Raw genomic sequence first — 21,959 nt, 5'->3', positions numbered from 1 at the left:
ACTCATGACCTTTATTCCGCCCTGCTGGGCGTGTAACTTTTGCCAATCGATGCAAAAGTAACCAAAAGATCTTTTTATCGGGCTTTCAGCCCAAACGTCTCATTTACTCTGTTTGAAATTTGGTTTAGCAAGACGAAATAAATTGCAAGGCATAAATTATTTTTGATGTGATTAGAAAGGATATTTTGAACTGACGCTGAAACTCCATAAGGTCGCGCAATCGGGATTGCGTCGAACTGATTTCTTCGGAGTTTCAGAGATAGAAAGACAAAGACAGCAGCCAGCTGAAAAGTACGACCACTTTTCTGTAATTTTAGTGTAAGTCGCGCCTTTAGGTCGACAAGAAACTTAAGATCAATAACAGTGCTTTAAATTCATGATTTTTAAAAAGAATACCTGTCATTTTAAAAGCACAAACATCGTAAAAACAGTCACCAAAATAACAAGCATGCAAAGCGCTCTTAATAAAAAGCGCTTAATCAAAGTTCGTACCTCTTTCAGGAAAAACGTATCTACTAAAAAGAAGCCTAAAGCACTCAAAATGCCGACTGGAATACCAAAATACACCGCAATAACTGGCCAGCCGGTATACCAGTAAGCAATGGCCATTCCTAAAATGATGGCAATCGTTAACCAAGCGATGTGTTGAGCACTGATGGACAAGGTGACTTTCAAAATATTACCTTTTAAAAAAATAGAAGCCCTTCTAGCTCATACGAAACTGTGTTTGAAACTCAATAATCTCATTCTCTCTCGCATACCTTCTTTCTATGAGGTTTTCCTTTACCTTGGCTACATCGGATGTATAAATCACATGAGCAAGACTATTCTTAGCCCGTGTGGATGTGACATAGAACAATCGTCGAGTACGGTCTCGACCTGTTTCAGCACCGGCTTTTACTTTTTGTTGACTCGCTATAGAAGGCTCCTTCACGCCAAAATACTGCTCGTAAGAAAACATGAATCCACCAGCTTCATCGTCATCCATAATAGCCATAACACGTTCGAATTCATTACCTTTTACACCTTGATGAGTTCGATACATTGTATTTTCATCGATGTAGTCTTTATAGTTTCGAATTTGAAAGAAATTAGTCTCTAAGGCTTCCGCCCAAGCAGCAATCTCGCTTCTATCCTTTTCCTCTGACTCTAAGTCTGCGGACTCCGTTTGGGTTGTTTCTGATTGATAAGTTTCTATCTCAGTTTCAACGTCTTCATAAACCGACACAAACGACTTCAACTTATCTGGAATTTTAAGCAGCTTGTACTCAGCAAGCACCTCAAGAACTTCACGAAAGCTAACATTTTCATTTGAAATTACTTGTCTAAATGCATGTTCCGCAGTTCTGGCAGCCTTTAGCGGATCGTCCTTATCAGCTTCTAACTCTTCAGCTTCAAGCAACGGTGAATTACTTTGTCTCAAAATAGACATCAAGTCTGCTCGTCTTTCCTCCAAACTCGCTTCAGCTAAGGGAGACACAATATCTGAGAAAAACATCAGCTCAGTAATACTACCTTCAGTAATCCGATACTTCATTTTTTCTGAGTTTGAGAGTGCATCCCAAAGATTATCAAAGCCAAGCCGTCGACCAGCCATTTTATGCTCCAGAAGTAAGATTGCTGTTTCTTCAGATTTAGTATCTATCCAATTTGCATCATCGGTGATTTCTGCCATAGCCTGTCGTATTTTCGCTTCGACTTGGTCTTTATTTGTAACACCATGAGGTAATAAAAAAAATCGAACATGACCTTCAAAAGCCCCATCTCGGGCGAACTGTTTACGCCCATCATCTTCGCTACGAATATGATTGCCCAAGCCAACAATACGTCTTCTAGAGCGATGATTCATTTCCTTGTTAAAAGCAGTCCAGTCAGTCGGTTTTGACTTACCAAGCTGCGGCTCTCCCCCACCAAAAATACGCTGCATTCTATCTCCAAATAAACCGATGACAACTTCATCAGTTTTAGCCTTTTGAAGATCAAAAAAAGCATTAACTACATCGTTGTTAGTATCTTGACTTTCATCGATAAATATAAAAGGAAACTTGTTTACAATAACTTCGGCCATCATCGGTTTGACCGTCAAAAAGTGAGAGAAAATCTTCAAGACATCCGCATGCGATAATGCTTCGGGAGAAGAATTTACGCCATTTGGATCATAAACAAATGTACGAGGCTCAGCTAACCAAATCATTTTTTCCTTTAAACGGACAATAGTTCTCTTTCGCGCATCCGATGCCTTTCCTGCTCTACCACGCTTTTGCAGGTCTTCGACCTCCGCAAGCTCTGACGGAATCGTATCTAAGTACCACCTACGAATGTCTTCATTAAAACCTGTAATAGCCAACCAACAAAAACTATGAATTGTCGAAACAGAAAAAATTGGATTTTGCTCGATTCGATCAACAATTTCCTCTGCTGCATTGTTAGTAAAGGTTACAACCGCAATTTGCTTTCCCTGACGAGTGAAAGCATCAGAATATTGATCACTCAAAAATTCAAGCGCCTTTTTTAAAGAATAAGTTTTACCTGATCCCGCCCCTGCAAAAGTGATGAAACTTTTTCCTGATCCAATTTGAAGACACCCTTGGATAGCCCTATCAACACTATCATCATGATTTACAGGTCTAACTTCCGCCAAATAAAAGTCTTCTGACATAATGTCCTCCTAAACCTTTGGTGAAAGTTGCGCTTGCAACCACGCCAGCCCATCACTTATATATTCAGGGGGATTAAAATCTTGAGTGTCTTTACCTGAGAGGTGAAAGAGACAATCGAAGGCAAAGTCGCCTTTTTTTAAGCCTTGCACATAGTTATAAAGAGACTCTTCCAAGTATTTATCCTTCGTTTCAAAGCTATCTTTTGCCTCTTTGATTTTGTCTTTTCCCTGAAAATATTCATTTTCAAAATTCGCCAAAATTAACGCATCTTCAAACGTTCGAGATAAAACTTCTTGCTCAGAAATCTTCGTTGGTTTTTGATAAGCAACGTAGACCGATATGCCTTGACCAGTTACTGCACTTTGAGAAGAGTCCAATAACTCATCTATTGAGTCTTTTCTGGGGTGCCATAGCCTCAATGTGTCATTATTAGTCTTCTGACCACTTGCTCTTTTTGGGTAGCAAGACTTTCCTTCATCATTAACTGAATCAAGATCTGTCAAAACTAAAGTCACGATCCCAAGCTTCTCAACCAATTCCCGATATTTATGAGAATGAGCGCCACTCACCTCAAGCATAGAAATATACCTTTTTGTTAGCTCTGGAAATCTTTTAGAAATAAACTCAGGCACTAGCAGGCGCTCTGCTTGACCTTCAACAAAAATAACGCCATCAGCAAAGAAAATATCACAATGAGTTAATTTCAAATGCTTCCTAACAAACAGAAGCTCATTTTTAGCCTTATCAAAAAGCTCCGACATATTAGCAATTAAAGTATGATCCATATTTAAAGAGGCATCAGCATCATTACGACGGAAGTAGCGTAAATCCTTAAAGTCAATATCATCAATGATGTGAGTGGAGTGGGTACTAATCACCATCTGTGTATTGTATGCAGGGTTCTCCTTTCCTCGTAAATCGGGATGATTCCTCAACGTATCATAAGCTTTCGAAACGAATACACGCTGAACCTGCGCATGAAGATTTACTTCTGGCTCTTCTACTAAAACTAAATGAATTGGCTCAATCTGTTCTCTGACATTCTCCCCTGAAGAAACTGATTTCCCGACACGCATCCACTTATCACGGAATTCTAAAAGCCTAAAGGTCAAATATATGAGATTCTGGTAACCAAGCCCAAGATAACTTTCAGGAAGAAACTCTTCTTCATTTTTATCAAAGCGATATTGAACTGATGATGATTTTTGTAAAGCATCCATTCCACTAATTTTGGCAGCAATTTCGACAGTTGGATTACCGCCAATTCCCGGATAACCCATATTTGTTAACTCTCTAAAAGGAGCTTCAAACTGTTCATTCAGTCGATCCGTAAAGCCCTTTTCTAAAGTCTGCTGCTGCCCCAAAAATTCAAGATCTTTTTTCTCAGGAAAATCTTCAGGGTTCAAAATACGGTCATAATAATCGCGAAGTAATTTATTTAATCGCTGCTTCTCTGAATATGGTCCCCTCTGATCAGCGCTGTCTTCTGCACCTAATCCACGCTGTTCGGATATGACGTCTACTCGAATTAACTTTTTTAACGATTCAGGTTTCAGGGGCTGTAAAGCATCGTGAACCGTTGGCTCTGTTTCTTTGCTTAGAATAAAATGTCCTTGAACAAAATACCTCGCTAGATTTTTCCCCTTCTCTAAAAAATCACAAAGGTCTTTAGGCCAAAGGCTTACATGATCATGCTCAGCAACAACGGCCCTTGCGTCCGCAAACTCTCGACACAGTTGAGAAAGATCACGTACTTTGTAAATCATACGAACATGTAGAGCGCCACCACACCATTCCAAATGAGGGAGAATATCTCTAACCTTATACGCCTCACTCGCTTCCGCAGTGATCTCAATGTCTAAACTTGGTAATAAGTTAACTAAAGTTGACGATATTTCGTCCATTCTCTCGGTAGAAGGGAAGCCGTGTTCGAGTTGAATCCCCAGTTCTCGGATTTTCTTCCAATTACATTTAGATATATCTCTGATCTTTAGATTCTCAGGACTTTTCAGAAATGTGTGTAGCGCCCCTATACAAGAGGTTTTACCACTATTATTTGCACCAACTAGAACCGTTTTCTTATCACCCAAAACAAGAGTTACATCAGAGAGTCGACGGTAATTTTTCAAAGCAAAAGAAGTAATTTTCATATTAAAAACCTTAAAAAAGTAAAGTTAATCAGCTTGGAAAGACAACTAAGGTTGTTTAATAAAAATACGTATTCACTTAAATCAATCCCTGACAATAATACGACACTACATTGAAAGCTCATCCAAAACCACAAAATACTTGTGTGTTTTTATTGAACAATTACAGCGAATTAAGATGGCTTCGGCACTTTCGTACAGATTACGCTCGTGACTCTCTCGTGCAGCCTAACGGTGAACATTAGGTGAATGAAGATTAATGAAATATCGATATTGAGTGATCTCAAGCACCGCTCAATTCAACAAGTAATGTGGTTACAACAATGAGAAAGAAAGAACACTACTAGTCAGAGCTAACAAGTGATAACCCCATACAAAACGAGCAAGCGGTTCATGCCGTAATAACTTGCCCTCAACGTACTTTTCTACCTTACCAACCCCTATTAATATCAAAGCCCCAAAACCTAAGCCAAGCGCAAAAGGAGCCAGCTCACTTTCAATTTGTAAATGAGAAAGTATTACAATAGGGGCAGAAAATCCGAATGGAAGCCACACGGCAAAAGACAAAGGGCATTTTGCCCAATCAGATTGAATGAAATACACGTGCGCAATTTTACGCTTTATTTTGTAGAATCGCTTTGACCTAGCTTCGCTCTGCACTTCCGCTCGCTCAGCGTTGCTTTGACTACTCTTATGTCGATACTTTCTAGGTTGCCTAGCCGATGTAGTCGACTCCTCCTCTGACATTCTCTTCATCCTCCATTTGATCCATATTGGTAAAAAGCAATAATTATAAACAACCTCACCTAAGATAGGACAGGCTTGTATTTTCCAATATGAAAAACTGTCTGATGAGAAATAGGAAGGAAATGAAGCCAATATATGGTTACATTTCCTTCAATAAGATCTTACCCGGCCAAAAACTCATCGACCGCAGCGAGTGCTTGTGTACCATAAATAACTGCAGGGCCTCCCCCCATCATAATTGCAACGTTAATGGTTTCAATAAGCTCCTCCCGTGTTGCGCCAGCACGAAGTGCCGCTTTGGCGTGGGAGGCGATGCAGCCATCACAACGTGAAGCAATGCCAATGCTTAGTGCCATCATTTCTTTTACTTTAACTGCCAGTGCTCCCTCTTCCATGGCAGCTTTATGCATCGCCATAAATCCATCCAATATTTCAGGAGAAGATTTACGGTATTCACGTGCGAAGGCATTTTGGTCTTTGTTGATTTCTTTATAACTTTTCATGGTTCACCTTAATAAGACTTAATATTAGATAAAACTAATTTAAAGCGAATAACCAAAAGAAGATAGCACTTTTTTAGCAAAACATGACTCTGGACAAGATATAAGCAGGCACGCTTCCCTCAAACATAGCAATCGCACTTTTTACACGCTGTTCTTCAGGAAGATAAAGGATTGCTGGTGTGATGAAGGAATAATGGTAAATTAAGAAATTCATCGGTTAAAACCAGCTTTGTATTTTTTTCTTATCAGGAATAGAGCCGTAATGCACAACAACCTCGTTTATCACTACGGCAGGCGTACTCATCACACCATAACTCATGATGACTTCGGCGCTGGTTTCTTTCTCTACATTCACTGGCACTTCGTTTTCCGCTGCGACCGCTTTGATAAGTTCAGCCGTTTTCACACATTTACTACACCCACTACCTAACACTTTGACTTGTTTCATTTGATTATTCCTTTTTTGATTAGCTTTTCAGTTAACAAGGTTCAAAATCCACCCCACTAAAGTGAAGGAGAAAAGTAGCATCACCAGAATGATGGCAAGCAGTTTCCACGTCATCACCTGTTTAAGCAAAATAAACTCTGGAAAGCTGGCTGCAACGGTGCTCATGCAAAACGCCATAGTGGTACCAATTGGCAGACCTTTAGTGATCAAACTTTCCATAATAGGAATCACGCCCGTGGCATTTGAATAAAGCGGAATACCAAGCAGCACAGCCAAAGGCACAGACCACCATTGGCCATCACCAAGATTACCTTCCAGCCAAGAGACTGGTACATAACCATGCAAGGCCGCACCTAATCCAACGCCGATAAAAACCCACTTCCATACTCGTGAGAAAATATCCCATAGCTCATTCTTAGCAAAGTTGTGTCGCTCACGAAAAGACAATGTTGGCTTTGCGACAGAAGCACTACCCGAGTCAGCGATAGGTGTCGCCGATTGATAAGCTTTTAAAGCAAAAGGTTGTAGCATTTTTTCAGCGCGAATAAGGTCAAGAAATACACCACCCAAGACACCAACCGCCATACCAACCAAAACGTACATCAAGGTGATTTGCCAGCCAACCAAACTCAGCAGCAACAAAACAGCCACTTCGTTAATCAACGGTGAGGTCAATAAAAACGACATGGTAATGCCAACAGGAATGCCTGCAGAGGTGAAACCAAGAAATACAGGAATGCTTGAGCAGGAACAAAATGGCGTGATGGCGCCGAACACAGATCCGGTTAAATAGCCAACAAAGCGATTTTTCTTGGCAAGATAATCCCGAACTCGTTCAATATTGAGCGACGCTCGCAACAGCGCAATAAAGTAGATCATGATGACCAAGAGGAAAAAAATCTTGGTTGTGTCTTCGATAAAGAAATGTACCGCATCACCCAATTTCGAATTCGGTGACAAGCCAAATAATATGAAAGTGAGCCAATCTGCTAAATCAGTAAAAATAGCCAGCATAGTATTTCTCGTATTTGACCGTTACTTTATAGTGAACTCACAATGGTTACCTTTCACCCTACTCCGATGCTCACGACAAGACTATGAATGCTTTGTCATTAGCTGACCGAAATCAAATAAAAAAGCGACCCGTAGGTTAATGCTGTTCACTTAAGCGGAACAGTATTACGAGATACAGGATATCTCGTCTTTGATTGCTTTATCATGCGAGGTCTACTAAGCCTCGCTTTCTCTCTAAAAACCAATTACACACCCCAGACCTTAACTCCTTAAGCCGCATTCCTGTCTTCGATTCTGGCTTAGCGGCGGCCATTATGATTAAATTCAAAGCAATAAACGTAAATGCCATTTTAAAACGCACATCGCTCGCTCGTTGACCATGTGATACTGCAGCATGACTCGCCTCTCGACGTACGATGTTGTAGGCCAGTAACATCCCCCACACTTCTTGGTAGATTAAATCGATTTTCTTACTGCGTAACGTAATGGCGTTGTTGAGCATCGAGGATTTGATGTCCCGAAACCCTAGTTCAATTTCCCAGCGCTGATGGTACAGCTGAGCAATTTTATCCGCTTGGTAATCACTACGAGGAAGAGAAGTCAGTATTTTCCTTGAACGTCATAAGCAACAACTCGCACATCCCAGTACAGAGGTAACTAAGGGTTCTTTTTACGCGCTTGAGGTGAAACGGTCATACGCCATAAAGCATCACCATCCCCATACTCTTCAACGACGTCATAGACAGCATTACTGCGCTTAGGTATCAACCAATGTCGCTCATTACCTCCACTCATCAATGTATGCATTAGATTGGCACTCCAGAAGTTCCTATCCAGCAAGGTGATGCTGCGATCAGGAATCTTGTCTAACTTGGCTTCTGCCAAAGGTGTTTCCGCTGTTCGATAATCGCCAACTTAAGCATCTAAAATAACATGAGAGTGAGTATTCATCAGCGCGACACAACGTAACAGCGGATAAGCACTTTGCTTTATGGTTGCATTGCTGGCACTACCAAAATGTGTTTGTAAATCAAGGGTGTCAGGCGTACGGAAAATAACCCCATCCATAGCGAACACTTGTAGCCCTTGCCAATCATCTTTAGCAAATCGCTTATTAGCCCAGTGTTAACCGGTACGCTGAAAGAGCCATTGCATAGGATTAGCTCCAAGGCGTTGCCTTACTTGGGATATTCCGCTTTTAGCAATCAATTGCTCAGAAGAGAGTCCTTCAGAACAAATATTTAATCGTCTTGCCACTTTCTCAATCGACTCATCTCGAAAAAGAGCCATACCTAGAACCAGCCAAAGAACTTGATCTTCAGGTAAGCGGCGACGCCTAATAGTCGCTTTTGAAGCGAGTGTTAATGCGGGCTCAATCCATTCGACAGGTATGTTTTGAGTGAAAGTTGAATGATTCGAGAAGGAATGAAATTCATCAATACTGAGTAAGAGCTGTTGAATAGACACAAAAATTTATGGTCCGCCTCGTTATCGAAATATCATTTGCAATAACGAGGCGGACCATACATTTTTATAACAAAATGAAACTTAAAAAACTCGGTTAAAACCATTCAACGCAGCAACGCGGTAAGCTTCTGCCATAGTTGGGTAGTTAAAGGTCGTATTCAAGAAGTATTTCAAGGTATTCTGCTCACCAGGCTGCTTCATGATCGCCTGGCCTATGTGAACAATTTCGGATGCCTGGTCCCCAAAACAATGAATTCCAAGCAATTCCAACGACTCACGGTGGAACAAAATTTTAAGCATACCAACCGCTTCGCCTGTAATTTGTGCACGCGCTGTATTTTTAAAGAAAGCACGGCCTACTTCATAAGGCACTTTTTCTGCGGTTAATTCTGCTTCGGTCTTACCAACAGAACTAATCTCAGGAATGGTATAAATCCCGGTAGGGACTTCACTAATAAATTCACCACCTGGCGCCCCAAACATATTCGCTGCGGCAGCACGACCTTGATCATAAGCTGCACTTGCCAAGCTCGGCCAGCCGATAACATCACCAGCAGCATACACATTTTCAACTGCGGTTTGATATGTATCATTTACCGCTAACTGACCTCGACCATTAACTTCTAAGTTAATTGACTCAAGACCTAAATTATCCGTATTACCTGAGCGACCATTACAGAACAATAACGCATCGGCACGCAACTTCTTACCAGAAGCCATATGCATAACTACACCACGCTCAGTGGTTTCGACAGAATCGTACGTTTCATTATGACGAATCAGTACGCCACCATCACGTAAGTGATAACTCAACGCATCAGTAATTTCGTCATCAAGAAAACTTAATAGCTTCTTAGCAGGGTTGATCAACTCAACACGTACGCCCAATCCACAGAAAATGGACGCATACTCACAGCCGATAACACCAGCACCATAAATGATCAAAGAGCGAGGCGTGTGACTCAAGCTTAAAATAGTATCAGAGCAATAAATACGTGGATGCGAAAAGTCGATATTAGCGGGACGATATGGACGAGAGCCTGTAGCAATTACCACTTTTTTGGCAACTAGAAGCTCAGGTCCTTTCTCATAAGTATTTACTTCTATTGTATTTGCATCTTTGAATTTACCTCGACCGAAGTAGATATCAATACGGTTACGAGCATAATACTCAGTGCGCCCCATAACTTGCTTATCAATAACTCGATTCGCACGATCCAAAACTTTTGGGAATGAAAACCAACGAGGCTCACCAATATCACGGAACATTGGATTAGTGTTAAAAGCAATAATTTCCTTTACAGCGTGACGCAACGCTTTTGATGGGATAGTTCCTAAATGTGTACAGCTACCACCAACCTGTGAACTTGCCTCAATAACAGCCACTCTTTTGCCAGCCTTTGCTGCGCTCATTGCAGCGCCCTCTCCGGCAGGTCCCGTGCCTAATACAACCACATCATAATGTCTCGTTGTCATAATACCCTCTTTACTATCAATTATTTAGATGCGTCATAAAACGTGTCATCAGAAACCGTTGCAGCCATACCTTTTTTTGTTTCTTTTTCGCACTTCCCTTTGTCGCCACCACAAATATCACAAGCCACTTCCATGCCCAAAGCACTCATACCACCACAAGATCCAGAAATAGGTTTTCTACCCATTAACACACCAACAGCCATAGCGGCAACCAACATCAGCATTAGGCCAAATGCCAAAACAATCGTTAACATATGATTTCTCCTAAAAATATATTTTGAGAATCTAATTCAAGTAAGCTTTAAAGGCATCAGACGGATGTTCTTCAAAACCAAAATCTGTTTTCACCAATAGATAAGCCGCGATACCATTTTTTTGCGCGAACTCAAAACCTTTATCTGGACCAAGCACTGTAATTGCAGTCGCAAGCCCATCAGCCATTGTTGTTGTTTTCTCTACTACAGTAACAGAAACTAATTTGTGCGTAATTGGTCGACCTGTAATTGGATTAATCGTATGAGAGTAACGTACACCATTTTTTTCAAAGTAATTTCGATAATCTCCAGAAGTCGCAACCGCCACATCTGTCACAGATATAACACGCTCAGCCATAGAATGCCCACCAGCTGGGCTCTCTATGGCGATTCTCCAAGGCGTTCCATCAGACTTCACCCCTTTGGAGATAATTTCTCCCCCAACCTCTATCAGGTAGCTATCTATACCTTTATCTTGTAGAACTTTTGCCACCACATCAACGCCATACCCTTTAGCGATAGAGGACAAATCCACATAAATATCTTTTTCTTTCGTCAAACGACGGCCATCAAGATTTAAATACTGATAGCCAACTCGTGCTTTTGCCTTATCAATTAAGTCCTGACTTGGCACCTTATCTTCACGCTTACCAGGACCAAATCCCCATAAATTTACCAAAGGACCAACAGTCACATCGTATTCACCGCCACTCATTTGACTGATGAGCAAAGCCTTATCGATTACATAGGCAAGATCTTCACTAACACCAACCGACTGACCAGCAGACAACTTATTAAATTTAGAAAGCTCTGAATTGGGATCATAAGTCGACATAAGCGCATTCACACGAACCAATGCGGCATCTACGTCCCCCTTCAAGTCCCAAGAACCATCAACCTCTTTCGTTGTATAAAACTTCACCGTATAAGTTGTGCCCATAGTCGGGCCTGAGAAGCTTACTAATTCAGGGGTAAAAACAGAAAGGCGATAAACAACCGCAATAGCGATAAGCAGGAAAACTGGAAATAATATTTTTTTACGCATATAAAATCTTTTTTAACCGCTAATAAAATAAAGACCCACCAAAAGGTGGGTCTTTATTCAGGCGCTAGCCACCGAAATCATCAAGTAAGATGTTTTCTTTTTCTACACCTAGATCTTCCAGCATCTTAATAACAGATGCGTTCATCATTGGAGGCCCACACATGTAGAACTCACAATCTTCTGGTGCCGGATGGTCTTTCAAGTAGCTCTCATAAAGAACATTATGAATGAAACCAGTTTTACCTTCCCAGTTATCCTCTGGCTGAGGATCAGAAAGCGCCAAATGCCATTCGAAGTTTTCGTTTTCTTCTTGAAGCTTATCGTATTCTTCAGTATAGAAAGCTTCGCGGACACTACGTGCACCGTACCAGAAAGAAATCTTACGCTTAGAATTCAAACGCTTAAGCTGATCAAAGATATGTGAACGCATTGGCGCCATACCTGCACCACCACCAACAAATACCATTTCAGCATCTGTATCTTTAGCAAAGAACTCACCAAATGGGCCGTACACTTTAATCTTATCGCCTGGCTTAAGGCTAAACACGTAAGAAGACATCTGACCTGGAGGTAAATCATCTTTACCTGGAGGTGGAGAAGCAATACGAATATTGAACTTCACAATGCCTTTCTCTTCTGGGTAGTTCGCCATTGAGTATGCACGGATAACGGTTTCATCTACTTTAGAAACAAATTTCCAAAGATTAAATTTATCCCAATCACCGCGATATTCTTCTTCAATATCAAAATCTTTGTAGTGAACTGTATGAGCAGGTGCCTCAAGCTGAACATAACCACCAGCACGGAAATCAACGTTTTCACCTTCAGGTAATTTCAACGTTAATTCTTTAATGAAGGTCGCCACATTAGGGTTGGAATCAACCGTACAATCCCACGCTTTAACACCAAACACCTCTTCAGGCACTTCTACATCCATATCTTGCTTCACGGAAACTTGGCAAGATAAGCGATAGCCCTCTTTTTCTTCACGGCGAGTAAAGTGAGACTGCTCAGTAGATAGCATAGAGCCGCCACCACTAGTCACCTTACACTTACACTGGGCACAAGTACCACCGCCACCACAAGCAGACGATAGAAAGATACCACTGTTCGCCAAAGTTTGAAGCAACTTACCGCCAGCTGGCGCAGTTACTTCTTTTTCACCGTTGATGCGAATTGTAACGTCCCCAGAACTTACCAAGCGAGCACGAGCAGCAAGTATAATTGCCACCAATGCAAGCACGATCGCTGTGAACATCACCACACCTAGAATAATCTCTAAGTTGACCATGTTAGTTAAACCTTATTCTTGGTTGCCTGATATGTGCAGCCAATTAAAGCTGCACACCAGAAAATGACATAAAACCTAAGCTCATTAGACCAACAGTAATAAACGTGATACCAAGACCACGAAGACCTGCAGGAACATCTGAATACTTTAGTTTCTCCCGAATACCAGCTAGCGCAGCAATAGCTAACGCCCAACCAACACCAGCACCCACACCATAAACAACACTCTCACCGAAATCATAGTCACGCTCAACCATGAACAAAGAGGCACCCATGATGGCACAGTTTACTGTGATAAGCGGCAAGAACACACCAAGCGCGTTGTATAACGCTGGCATATATTTGTCCAAAGTCATTTCCAGTATTTGAACGACAGCAGCAATAACACCAATGTAGCTCAACAGACCCAAGAAGCTAAGATCAACTCCAGGCAAACCCGCCCATTCAAGAGCACCATCTGCTAAAAGGTTTTTATACAATAAATTGTTAAGAGGAACCGTGATTGCCAAAACAACAACAACCGCTATCCCTAGACCTATTGCAGTTTCAACCTTTTTAGATAAGGCCAAGAAGGTACACATACCTAGGAAGAAAGCTAACGCCATATTTTCAACAAATACAGCCTTAACAAATAGACTTATTAAATGTTCCATTTATAGCGCCTCCTGAGAACGAGAATTTGCTGCAATCTTAAATTCAGGCTCTTCAACTTGCTCTTTCTTATATGCGCGCAACGCCCAAATAACCAAGCCAATAACAAAGAATGCACTCGGCGGAAGCAGCATCAAGCCATTAGGCTGGTACCAACCACCGTTCTGAACAGTCGCAAAAATCTCGACACCAAACAACTTACCAGCACCAAGCAACTCACGGAAAAAGGCAACAACAATCAGCATTGCGCTGTAACCAAGACCGTTACCGATACCATCAACAAAACTCATTGCTGGACCGTTTTTCATAGCAAAGGCTTCTGCACGTCCCATTACAATACAGTTTGTAATGATAAGACCAACGAAAACAGAAAGCTGCTTACTGATCTCATAAGCAAAGGCTTTTAAGACCTGATCCACCACAATTACCAAAGAAGCAATGATAATCATCTGAACAATGATACGAATGCTATTCGGAATATGGTTACGGATAATCGCAATAAAAAAGTTTGAGAAAGCCGTTACCATGGTCAAGGCTATCGCCATAACCAAACTTACTTTCAGACTACTTGTAACAGCCAAGGCAGAACAAATACCCAAAATTTGCAAAGCAATCGGGTTATTAGCAAGAATTGGCCCAAAGAGGACTTTTTTTACATCAGACATTATTTAACTCCTTCGCTACGTAGTCGCGACAAGAATGGCCCAAAGCCTTCCTGACCCAACCAGTATTGAACAAGATGAGTAACACCACGACTTGTCAGTGTAGCACCAGATAAACCATCTACTTTATAAGCTGCTTTTGGATCAGAGCTATCTACACCACCTTTAACAAGATGGATAACAGCCTCACCTTGGTCATTGTAAATCTCTTTACCTTTCCATAGCGCTTTCCAGTTAGGGTTATCAACTTCACCACCCAATCCAGGTGTTTCAGCTTGGTCATAAAAACCAAAACCAATCACCGTATTAAAGTCATCCTCTAGAGCCATAAAACCATACATGGTTGACCATAAGCCATAACCATGAACCGGCAGGATAATTCGCTCAATTTTATCACCATTCATCACAAGATAAACGGCAGAGAAATTGGAACGGCGTTTAATACCAGCTGGATCGTTTTCGCCTTTAAGAGCAATCGACAACTTAGGGTCTTTAGAAGCGGCTTTCTGATCAAACGTTTCAGGTTTGATACCCGCTTCTTTTAACTCTTCTTGCGTAGCAAACTTACCAGTTTGCAAATTCACAATACGAGTTTCAACTGACTCAAAAATTTCATCAACAGACTTACCTTTCTCAAGCATGCCAGCAGCCGATAAAATATTGCGTTTACGGTCTAAATCTTTGTTAGTGTTCTGAATAGGCTTGAGGCCAACAGCTGCTGCCGCAACAAAAATAGAACACACTAAACACAAAGATAAAGCGACTATAATGGTCTTTTTAATACTATCGTTACCGCTAGCCATTGCGTGCAATCCTCCGTTTAATGTTCGCCTGAACAACAAAATGGTCAATAAATGGCGCAAACAAGTTCGCAAACAGAATTGCCAACATCATACCTTCTGGGTAGGCAGGGTTAACAACACGAATCAATACAACCATCAAACCAATCAGGGCACCATAAAAGAACTTACCACGATTTGTCATTGAAGCAGATACTGGGTCAGTCGCCATGTACATCATACCGAATGCAAAGCCACCTAAAACAAGGTGCCAGTACCAAGGCGTAGCGAACATTGGGTTAGAGTCTGAACCAATTGCATTAAACAAGGCTGACGTCAATATCATACCCAGCAAGACACCAGCAACGATTCGCCAAGAAGCAATACGCATAATCAGCAGCGCACCACCACCTATTAAAATCGCCAACGTAGATGTTTCACCCATTGAACCTTGAATGAAGCCAAAGAAGGCATCAGACCAAGCAACGGATAAACCAGCAACACCGTCAGCAGCAAGTTGACTCAGAGCTGTCGCACCAGAAAAACCGTCTACCGCCGTCCAGACAGCATCACCAGACATTGACGCTGGATAAGCGAAAAATAGGAATGCACGACCAGCCAAAGCAGGGTTAAGGAAGTTTTTACCTGTACCACCAAACACCTCTTTCGCCAAGACAACACCAAAGGTGATACCTAACGCTACTTGCCATAAAGGCACAGTGGCGGGTAAAGAAAGAGAAAAAAGAATAGAGGTAACAAAGAAGCCTTCATTTACTTCGTGCTTACGTACAGAAGCAAATAGCACTTCCCAGAAGCCACCAACTACAAAAGTGACAAGATATACAGGCAAAAAGTACATTGCACCGTAAATCATGTTATCCCAAATGCTTGCGGCATTATAATTAGTTAAGCCACCAATAATGGCATGACGCCAAGTGTCAGCAGGAGCAACACCCATTGCGTCCATTGCCGTATTGGCTTGAAGACCAATATTGTACATACCAAAAAACATAGCTGGGAATGTACACATCCATACCAAAATCATGATGCGTTTCATATCGACTGCATCACGAACGTGAGAGCCATTTTTGGTCACAGAACTTGGGCGATAAAAAATAGTATCCACTGCTTCATATAGCGCATACCACTTTTCGTATTTACCACCTGAGTGAAACTCAGGTTCCATTTTGTCGAGTACTTTTCTAAGCCCCATGAATTAACCCTCTTTCTCTATTAGAGTTAGACAATCCCGAAGGATCGGGCCATATTCGAACTTACCTGAGCAACTGTAAGTACACAAAGCCAAATCTTCTTCATCCAACTCAAGCGCACCCAATTTTTGAGCCTGCTCGGTATCATTCACAACCAACGCACGCAGCAATTGTGTTGGTAAAATATCAAGCGGCATAATGCGCTCAAAATTACCAAGCGGCAGCATGGTACGATCACTACCATTAGTCGTTGTTGTCATATCGAATGATGTTTTACCAGTAAGCTTAGATAAAAATACATTCATAATAGAATGTTTCTCAACACCGGCACGAAGGTAATGCATCATTTGACGCTCACGGCCTTCAAGTAAAACAGATACTTGATTATGGTAACGACCCAAGTAGGCAAAAGGCCCAAAAGCATTACGACCAGAAAGAACAGAACCGGAGACGATACGATTGTCACCTTCGCTCAATTCACCCGTCAACAAGCCATCTAAGCTTGCACCGAGTTGAGTACGAACTAAGCGTGGTTTCTTGACTTGAGGGCCAGCGATAGAAATAACACGCTCAACACTCAACTCACCAGTTACAAAAAGCTTTCCAACAGCTACAACATCTTGGTAATTAATAGACCAAACCGTCTTCTTATCGCTTACTGGATCCAAAAAATGAATATGCGTTCCAGCTAACCCAGCAGGATGAACACCTGAGAACTCTTCAACAGTCACATCAGATGTTGTCGGAATTTTTGTGCCAGCGGCTTTACACAAGAACACCTTACCTTCTGTCAAACGGCTTATTACCGTAAGACCGTCAGCAAAGGCCTCAGCTTGATCAGCAAGAACAATTTCTGGAGACGCAGCAAGAGGATTCGTATCGATTGCCGTTACAAAAATAGAATTCGGCACTGAATCAATTTCAGGAACTTTTGAGAATGGGCGCGTACGAAATGCTGTCCATAGACCGGAATCGACAAGATTATCAACAACCTTACTACGTTCTAAAGACTTTAATTCAGAGCCAGAATAAGCTGAAAATGTTTCAGATTCGTCACCTTCAACATCAATTACGACGGATTGAAGAACTCTTTTTTCACCGCGATTAATCGCTGATATAGTACCTGAGGCGGGCGCGGTATACTTAACACCTTCCGTTTTCTTATCTGTAAAGATAACCTGCCCTTTTTTGACCTTGTCCCCTTCCTTTACCAGCATGGTAGGTTTCATGCCATGGTAATCAGGACCAATAACAGCAACCGCCTTAGCAGCAATTGTCGCATCAATCACTTGATTGGGAGCACCAGAGATCGGTAGATCTAGGCCTTTTGAGATTTTAAACATATGTTCTGCCCAACAATAAATTGAACACAAAAAGCGTAATGCGAAATGTCCACACCCCCCTCCGGGAAAACATGCATGAACAAACAATTAATCTTAAGATAATTGTAAAACGCAAACTCACTTCACCAAAAAACCGACGTATTATAAAGCTCATTCCCCCCCTTGACCAGCATATGAGACGGTCTTTAAGCATCAACTTTTACCTAAAACTACGACTTTATCCTTAATTTTGGACTTGCAAATTATAAAAGACCCTTTTTTTGTGCTTTTATAACCACATTGCATTTAACTTATCTAACAAAACACCGCATACAAATTAAAAAACTGGCAATGTAATCCAAAACAATGCATTGCCGCGTATTTTAGTGAGTTGCCATACCCGAATGAAAACGACACAATATCGCCCATTAAATGAATAAGCTCAAAACACGGAAGCACGCCATGATAAAGCCAGAAGCTCAAATTCATATAAAAAACTTACGTTTACGAACCTATATTGGATTCAATGAATCGGAGAAACAAAATAAACAAGATGTTGTCATTAATGCTTGGATTCACTATCCAGCCTCGCAGGCTTATGACACTGATGATGTTGAAAACGCAGTGAACTATCGAACCATTTGCAAAAAAATGATAGCTCACACAGAAAATAATCGTTTTCTTTTATTAGAAAAACTCACTGCGGACTTACTTGAACTTTGTATGACTCCTAACAACGTCACTTTTGCAAAAGTTGAAGTAGCAAAACCCCATGCCCTTCGTTTTGCTGACTCTGTATCACTAACACTGTCTGCCACTAGAGAACACTGATCCCAACATGCCAGAAACTGTATCGCTCACTATAAAGCCCGGCTTCAAAAACTTAATCTCAGGATTAGATGGTAGCCGCAAAGCCCTACAACTGCTTTCCTTAGCCTCTCAACACCCACACCCCATCATATATATGGCCAACACGGTTGGAGAGCTAAACGAACTTGAGGATGAAATACAGTTCTTAAACCACAGTAAACGGGAAATACTGAGATTCAGCGATTGGGAAACCCTACCATATGATGCATTCTCTCCACACCAAGACATCATTTCTCAACGCCTAGAAACTTTAGCAAAGCTTACCGAAACCAAGACCCCTATCGTCTTGACAACAGTAGCCTCCTGCATAACTCGTCTGTGCCCAAAACAACACTTAGAAGCTCAACGCTTTCATTTAAAAGAAGGGCAGGAACTTCCTCTCGAAGACTTGTCTCGCAAACTAACAAATGCAGGCTATTTAAATGTGGAGAATGTTCATGAACATGGTGAATATGCGATTCGCGGCGCTCTAATGGATGTTTACCCTATGGGGGCCGAAAACCCAATTAGAATTGATTGGTTTGATAATGAAATTGATTCGATTCGCTGGTTTGACTCTGAAACTCAGCGCAGCATTAATAAAGTGCCAGAAATAAAAATGCTGCCAGCAAAAGAATTCCCCACCACAGCACAAGGCATTCAACAATTCCGCCAAGCCTTTCGAGAGCGCTTTGAGACTAACCCACTTTCCAGTCCTATCTACCAAGATATTTCTAGCGGAATCATCCCAGCTGGCATTGAATATTATCTACCTTTATTTTTCGAACAAACAGCCAGTGTATTTGACTACCTGCCAGACAATACACTAATCATCAGATCCGATAATTTTAATGAGCAATTTGCGAGCATTCAACTAGATTTCCGCAGCCGCCACGAATCGCTGAGTTACAACATTGAAAGACCAATACTTAAACCAGACGAAATCTGCTTAAGAGAAGACGAAATTTTTGCCAAGCTCAATCATTATACAAACATAATTTTTTCTTCCGCTGGAGAGCATCTTAATTATCAAGCGCCCAAAAATGTCAAAATCGATTCAAAAGCCGCTCAACCACTTGAAAAACTACAAACATTTCTAGCAGACACAACGACTAGAGTATTAATTGTGGCGGAATCCGCAGGACGGCGAGAAGCATTACTTGAACTACTCAAAAAACACAATATAAAACCCAAGCAAGTAGATAGCTGGGAAGCCTTTACCAAATCAACAAAATCACTCGCTATTACAGAGGGCAACATTAGTCGCGGCTTCATTATTAATGATGAATTAGCTCTTATTCCTGAGAGTGAAATATTAGGCGAACGGGTTTCTCAGCACCGCCGTCGAAACAAACAAAACAACATTAATGAAGATGCCATTATTCGTAACCTCACTGAGTTACGCTTAAACGCCCCCGTTGTTCACATAGATCATGGAGTGGGTCGGTACTTGGGACTTACCAATTTAGAGATAGATGGACAAGAAACAGAACTACTAACTCTTGGCTACGCCAATGACGCCAAACTGTATGTTCCAGTTTCATCATTACAATTAATTTCTCGCTATACAGGCGCCGACGAGGACACAGCCCCTCTTCATAAACTGGGCACTGACAAATGGAGCACCGCAAAACAAAAAGCCGCAGAAAAAGCCCGTGACACAGCCGCAGAACTGCTTGAAATCTATGCTCAACGCGAAGCTCGCGTTGGTTATGCCTTTGCTAAACCCGATGATCAATACGAGCTATTTGCGGCAGGCTTTCCGTTTGAAGAAACACCAGACCAGCAAATGGCCATTGATGCCGTCGTAAAAGACATGTCATCGAAAAAGCCTATGGATCGTTTGGTCTGTGGCGATGTCGGCTTCGGCAAAACAGAAGTCGCTATGCGAGCGGCCTTTCTAGCAGTTCAAGACGGTAAACAGGTGGCAGTCCTTGTGCCAACAACCCTCCTCGCTCAACAACATTACGAAAACTTCTGCGATCGCTTTGCGGATTGGCCAGTGGAAGTCGAGCTTTTATCTCGCTTTCGTTCAGGAAAGCAATCTAACACATCTATTGATCGCTTAGAATCAGGCAAAGCAGACATAGTTGTTGGCACTCACAAGCTTATTCAAAGTGGTATTAAATTCGCCAACCTCGGGCTTGTAATCATCGACGAAGAACACCGTTTTGGAGTTAAACAAAAAGAACAATTTAAAGCCTTGCGGGCGGAAGTGGATATCTTAACACTCACAGCAACCCCTATCCCTCGTACCTTAAATATGTCTTTATCGGGTATTCGAGACCTGTCTATTATTGCGACGCCGCCAGCTAAACGCCTATCTGTTAAAACTTTCGTAAAACAAAAAGATGAGCACCAAATTAAAGAGGCCATTCTGCGCGAGCTCCACCGTGGCGGCCAAGTGTATTACTTACACAATGAAGTACAAACCATCCAAAAAGCCGCCGAAGAGCTGGAGGAACTCATCCCAGAAGCGCGAGTCATTGTTGGTCATGGGCAGATGCGCGAAAGAGAGCTTGAGCAAGTCATGTCAGACTTTTATCACAAAAGAGCCAATGTACTGGTCTGCTCAACGATTATTGAAACAGGCATAGACATACCCAATGCCAACACCATTATTATTGAACGCGCTGATAAATTTGGTTTAGCCCAACTCCACCAATTGCGTGGTCGTGTTGGCCGATCCCACCACCAAGCTTACGCCTATTTGCTCACTCCTAATGATCGTAAAGTCACAGGTGATGCAGAAAAACGCTTAGAAGCCATTACTTTAGCCGATACATTAGGCGCAGGCTTCACATTAGCTACCCATGATTTAGAAATTCGAGGCACAGGTGAATTACTCGGTGACGGACAAAGCGGTCACATTGAACACGTTGGATTCTCCCTATTCATGGATATGCTAGACAGAGCCGTAAAATCCCTGAAAAATGGTGAGTCACCAGATATCGATATCACCTCGCCAACCCAAACCGATATCAATTTGCGTGTTCCAGCCTTAATTCCAGAAGACTATTTAGGCGATGTACATTCACGCTTAATTCTGTATAAACGCATTGCCAGCGCCCACACCAGCGAAGAACTGAAAGACCTGCAAGTAGAGATGATTGATCGTTTTGGACTGCTGCCGGACGCCACTAAAAACCTATTCCGTCAGACAGAATTAAAACTAAAAGCCGAAAGCCTTGGAATTAATAAAATTGAAGCTAATGCAAAAGAGGGTAAAATCTTTTTCAATAGCAAAACGCCTGTTGACCCAATGAAGCTGATTAAATTGATTCAAACAAAACCAAATACGTACAAACTGGCTGGCTCTGACACTTTAAAATTTCTTGCCACAATGAACAGTGCAGAAGAACGCTTCCAACAAACAACAATGACTTTGGAATTATTACATTGAAAACCCTAATAGCCATATTCTCAACACTCAC

Annotated in this window: 18 protein-coding genes and 1 pseudogene; 2 read left to right on the top strand and 17 right to left on the bottom strand. The window is 41.7% G+C overall.

The genetic code is table 11. The features are described 5' to 3' along the window. Positions 1-399: 399 nt before the first annotated feature. The 17 genes and pseudogenes from C0J08_RS08320 to C0J08_RS08240 all read right to left on the bottom strand — a co-directional run bounded on the left by C0J08_RS08320 (position 400) and on the right by C0J08_RS08240 (position 17,697). A complete protein-coding gene (locus tag C0J08_RS08320; protein ID WP_212655682.1) occupies positions 400-675 on the bottom strand; it encodes a hypothetical protein in 276 nt (91 codons plus the stop codon). Between the two features lie 31 nt (positions 676-706). After that, positions 707-2,659 (bottom strand): UvrD-helicase domain-containing protein, encoded by a 1,953-nt coding sequence (locus tag C0J08_RS08315; protein WP_212655681.1) that lies wholly within the window; start codon positions 2,657-2,659, stop codon positions 707-709. Between the two features lie 9 nt (positions 2,660-2,668). Next, positions 2,669-4,810: an ATP-dependent nuclease gene (locus tag C0J08_RS08310; RefSeq protein WP_212655680.1), complete on the bottom strand. Its 2,142-nt coding sequence runs from the start codon at positions 4,808-4,810 to the stop codon at positions 2,669-2,671. 312 nt (positions 4,811-5,122) lie between these two features. Further along, the gene (locus C0J08_RS08305) at positions 5,123-5,554 is read right to left on the bottom strand and encodes a hypothetical protein (RefSeq protein WP_212655679.1); all 432 of its coding nucleotides are present in this window, start codon (positions 5,552-5,554) and stop codon (positions 5,123-5,125) included. A 161-nt stretch (positions 5,555-5,715) separates the two neighbouring features. After that, complete coding sequence (locus C0J08_RS08300; protein ID WP_212655678.1) at positions 5,716-6,057, bottom strand: carboxymuconolactone decarboxylase family protein; 342 nt, start codon at positions 6,055-6,057, stop codon at positions 5,716-5,718. Positions 6,058-6,274: 217 nt separating this feature from the next. After that, positions 6,275-6,505 carry a thioredoxin family protein gene (locus C0J08_RS08295; protein ID WP_212655677.1) on the bottom strand — a complete coding sequence of 77 codons (231 nt, stop codon included), beginning with the start codon at positions 6,503-6,505 and terminating at the stop codon, positions 6,275-6,277. Positions 6,506-6,532: 27 nt separating this feature from the next. Further along, complete coding sequence (locus C0J08_RS08290) at positions 6,533-7,519, bottom strand: permease (RefSeq protein WP_212655676.1); 987 nt, start codon at positions 7,517-7,519, stop codon at positions 6,533-6,535. 146 nt (positions 7,520-7,665) lie between these two features. Beyond that, positions 7,666-8,980, bottom strand: a pseudogene (locus tag C0J08_RS08285) (IS4 family transposase). An 87-nt stretch (positions 8,981-9,067) separates the two neighbouring features. Beyond that, complete coding sequence (gene sthA, locus C0J08_RS08280) at positions 9,068-10,462, bottom strand: Si-specific NAD(P)(+) transhydrogenase (RefSeq protein WP_212655675.1); 1,395 nt, start codon at positions 10,460-10,462, stop codon at positions 9,068-9,070. 20 nt (positions 10,463-10,482) lie between these two features. After that, positions 10,483-10,716 carry a (Na+)-NQR maturation NqrM gene (gene nqrM / locus C0J08_RS08275; protein WP_212655674.1) on the bottom strand — a complete coding sequence of 78 codons (234 nt, stop codon included), beginning with the start codon at positions 10,714-10,716 and terminating at the stop codon, positions 10,483-10,485. Between the two features lie 31 nt (positions 10,717-10,747). Continuing rightward, entirely contained in the window at positions 10,748-11,761 is a 1,014-nt protein-coding gene (locus C0J08_RS08270) for an FAD:protein FMN transferase (RefSeq protein ID WP_212655673.1), read from the bottom strand. A 64-nt stretch (positions 11,762-11,825) separates the two neighbouring features. Further along, entirely contained in the window at positions 11,826-13,052 is a 1,227-nt protein-coding gene (gene nqrF / locus C0J08_RS08265) for an NADH:ubiquinone reductase (Na(+)-transporting) subunit F (RefSeq protein WP_212655672.1), read from the bottom strand. Between the two features lie 43 nt (positions 13,053-13,095). Next, entirely contained in the window at positions 13,096-13,704 is a 609-nt protein-coding gene (gene nqrE / locus C0J08_RS08260) for an NADH:ubiquinone reductase (Na(+)-transporting) subunit E (protein WP_212655671.1), read from the bottom strand. Next, complete coding sequence (locus C0J08_RS08255; protein WP_212655670.1) at positions 13,705-14,367, bottom strand: NADH:ubiquinone reductase (Na(+)-transporting) subunit D; 663 nt, start codon at positions 14,365-14,367, stop codon at positions 13,705-13,707. Beyond that, complete coding sequence (locus tag C0J08_RS08250; protein ID WP_212655669.1) at positions 14,367-15,167, bottom strand: Na(+)-translocating NADH-quinone reductase subunit C; 801 nt, start codon at positions 15,165-15,167, stop codon at positions 14,367-14,369. The genes C0J08_RS08255 and C0J08_RS08250 overlap by 1 nt, the downstream gene beginning before the upstream one ends. Beyond that, positions 15,160-16,356 (bottom strand): NADH:ubiquinone reductase (Na(+)-transporting) subunit B, encoded by a 1,197-nt coding sequence (locus tag C0J08_RS08245; RefSeq protein ID WP_212655668.1) that lies wholly within the window; start codon positions 16,354-16,356, stop codon positions 15,160-15,162. The genes C0J08_RS08250 and C0J08_RS08245 overlap by 8 nt, the downstream gene beginning before the upstream one ends. A gap of 3 nt (positions 16,357-16,359) precedes the next feature. Then, positions 16,360-17,697 (bottom strand): Na(+)-translocating NADH-quinone reductase subunit A, encoded by a 1,338-nt coding sequence (locus tag C0J08_RS08240; RefSeq protein WP_212655667.1) that lies wholly within the window; start codon positions 17,695-17,697, stop codon positions 16,360-16,362. Between the two features lie 441 nt (positions 17,698-18,138). Here C0J08_RS08240 and folX point away from each other — a divergent pair, with 441 nt between their 5' ends. Together folX and mfd are read left to right on the top strand one after the other, a co-directional pair. Then, positions 18,139-18,507: a dihydroneopterin triphosphate 2'-epimerase gene (gene folX / locus C0J08_RS08235; protein WP_212655666.1), complete on the top strand. Its 369-nt coding sequence runs from the start codon at positions 18,139-18,141 to the stop codon at positions 18,505-18,507. 7 nt (positions 18,508-18,514) lie between these two features. Beyond that, complete coding sequence (mfd, locus tag C0J08_RS08230; protein WP_212655665.1) at positions 18,515-21,928, top strand: transcription-repair coupling factor; 3,414 nt, start codon at positions 18,515-18,517, stop codon at positions 21,926-21,928. Positions 21,929-21,959 lie beyond the last annotated feature (31 nt).

This window comes from Marinomonas sp. CT5 (genome assembly GCF_018336975.1).
In the GTDB taxonomy this organism is placed as follows: Bacteria; Pseudomonadota; Gammaproteobacteria; order Pseudomonadales; family Marinomonadaceae; genus Marinomonas.
The sequence above is the reverse complement of the archived record's forward strand: the minus strand, read 5'-3'. Positions and strand labels throughout refer to the sequence as shown.

Bases quoted from the DNA above. Each gene is read 5' to 3' on its own strand.
- C0J08_RS08305 (WP_212655679.1), bottom strand. From the start codon at position 5,554: ATGTCAGAGGAGGAGTCGACTACATCGGCTAGGCAACCTAGAAAGTAT.
- C0J08_RS08295 (WP_212655677.1), bottom strand. From the start codon at position 6,505: ATGAAACAAGTCAAAGTGTTAGGTAGTGGGTGTAGTAAATGTGTGAAA.
- C0J08_RS08290 (WP_212655676.1), bottom strand. From the start codon at position 7,519: ATGCTGGCTATTTTTACTGATTTAGCAGATTGGCTCACTTTCATATTA.
- C0J08_RS08250 (WP_212655669.1), bottom strand. From the start codon at position 15,167: ATGGCTAGCGGTAACGATAGTATTAAAAAGACCATTATAGTCGCTTTA.
- mfd (WP_212655665.1), top strand. From the start codon at position 18,515: ATGCCAGAAACTGTATCGCTCACTATAAAGCCCGGCTTCAAAAACTTA.
- sthA (WP_212655675.1), bottom strand. From the start codon at position 10,462: ATGACAACGAGACATTATGATGTGGTTGTATTAGGCACGGGACCTGCC.
- nqrF (WP_212655672.1), bottom strand. From the start codon at position 13,052: ATGGTCAACTTAGAGATTATTCTAGGTGTGGTGATGTTCACAGCGATC.
- C0J08_RS08240 (WP_212655667.1), bottom strand. From the start codon at position 17,697: ATGTTTAAAATCTCAAAAGGCCTAGATCTACCGATCTCTGGTGCTCCC.
- C0J08_RS08300 (WP_212655678.1), bottom strand. From the start codon at position 6,057: ATGAAAAGTTATAAAGAAATCAACAAAGACCAAAATGCCTTCGCACGT.
- C0J08_RS08315 (WP_212655681.1), bottom strand. From the start codon at position 2,659: ATGTCAGAAGACTTTTATTTGGCGGAAGTTAGACCTGTAAATCATGAT.
- C0J08_RS08255 (WP_212655670.1), bottom strand. From the start codon at position 14,367: ATGTCTGATGTAAAAAAAGTCCTCTTTGGGCCAATTCTTGCTAATAAC.
- C0J08_RS08270 (WP_212655673.1), bottom strand. From the start codon at position 11,761: ATGCGTAAAAAAATATTATTTCCAGTTTTCCTGCTTATCGCTATTGCG.
- C0J08_RS08310 (WP_212655680.1), bottom strand. From the start codon at position 4,810: ATGAAAATTACTTCTTTTGCTTTGAAAAATTACCGTCGACTCTCTGAT.
- nqrE (WP_212655671.1), bottom strand. From the start codon at position 13,704: ATGGAACATTTAATAAGTCTATTTGTTAAGGCTGTATTTGTTGAAAAT.
- nqrM (WP_212655674.1), bottom strand. From the start codon at position 10,716: ATGTTAACGATTGTTTTGGCATTTGGCCTAATGCTGATGTTGGTTGCC.
- folX (WP_212655666.1), top strand. From the start codon at position 18,139: ATGATAAAGCCAGAAGCTCAAATTCATATAAAAAACTTACGTTTACGA.
- C0J08_RS08245 (WP_212655668.1), bottom strand. From the start codon at position 16,356: ATGGGGCTTAGAAAAGTACTCGACAAAATGGAACCTGAGTTTCACTCA.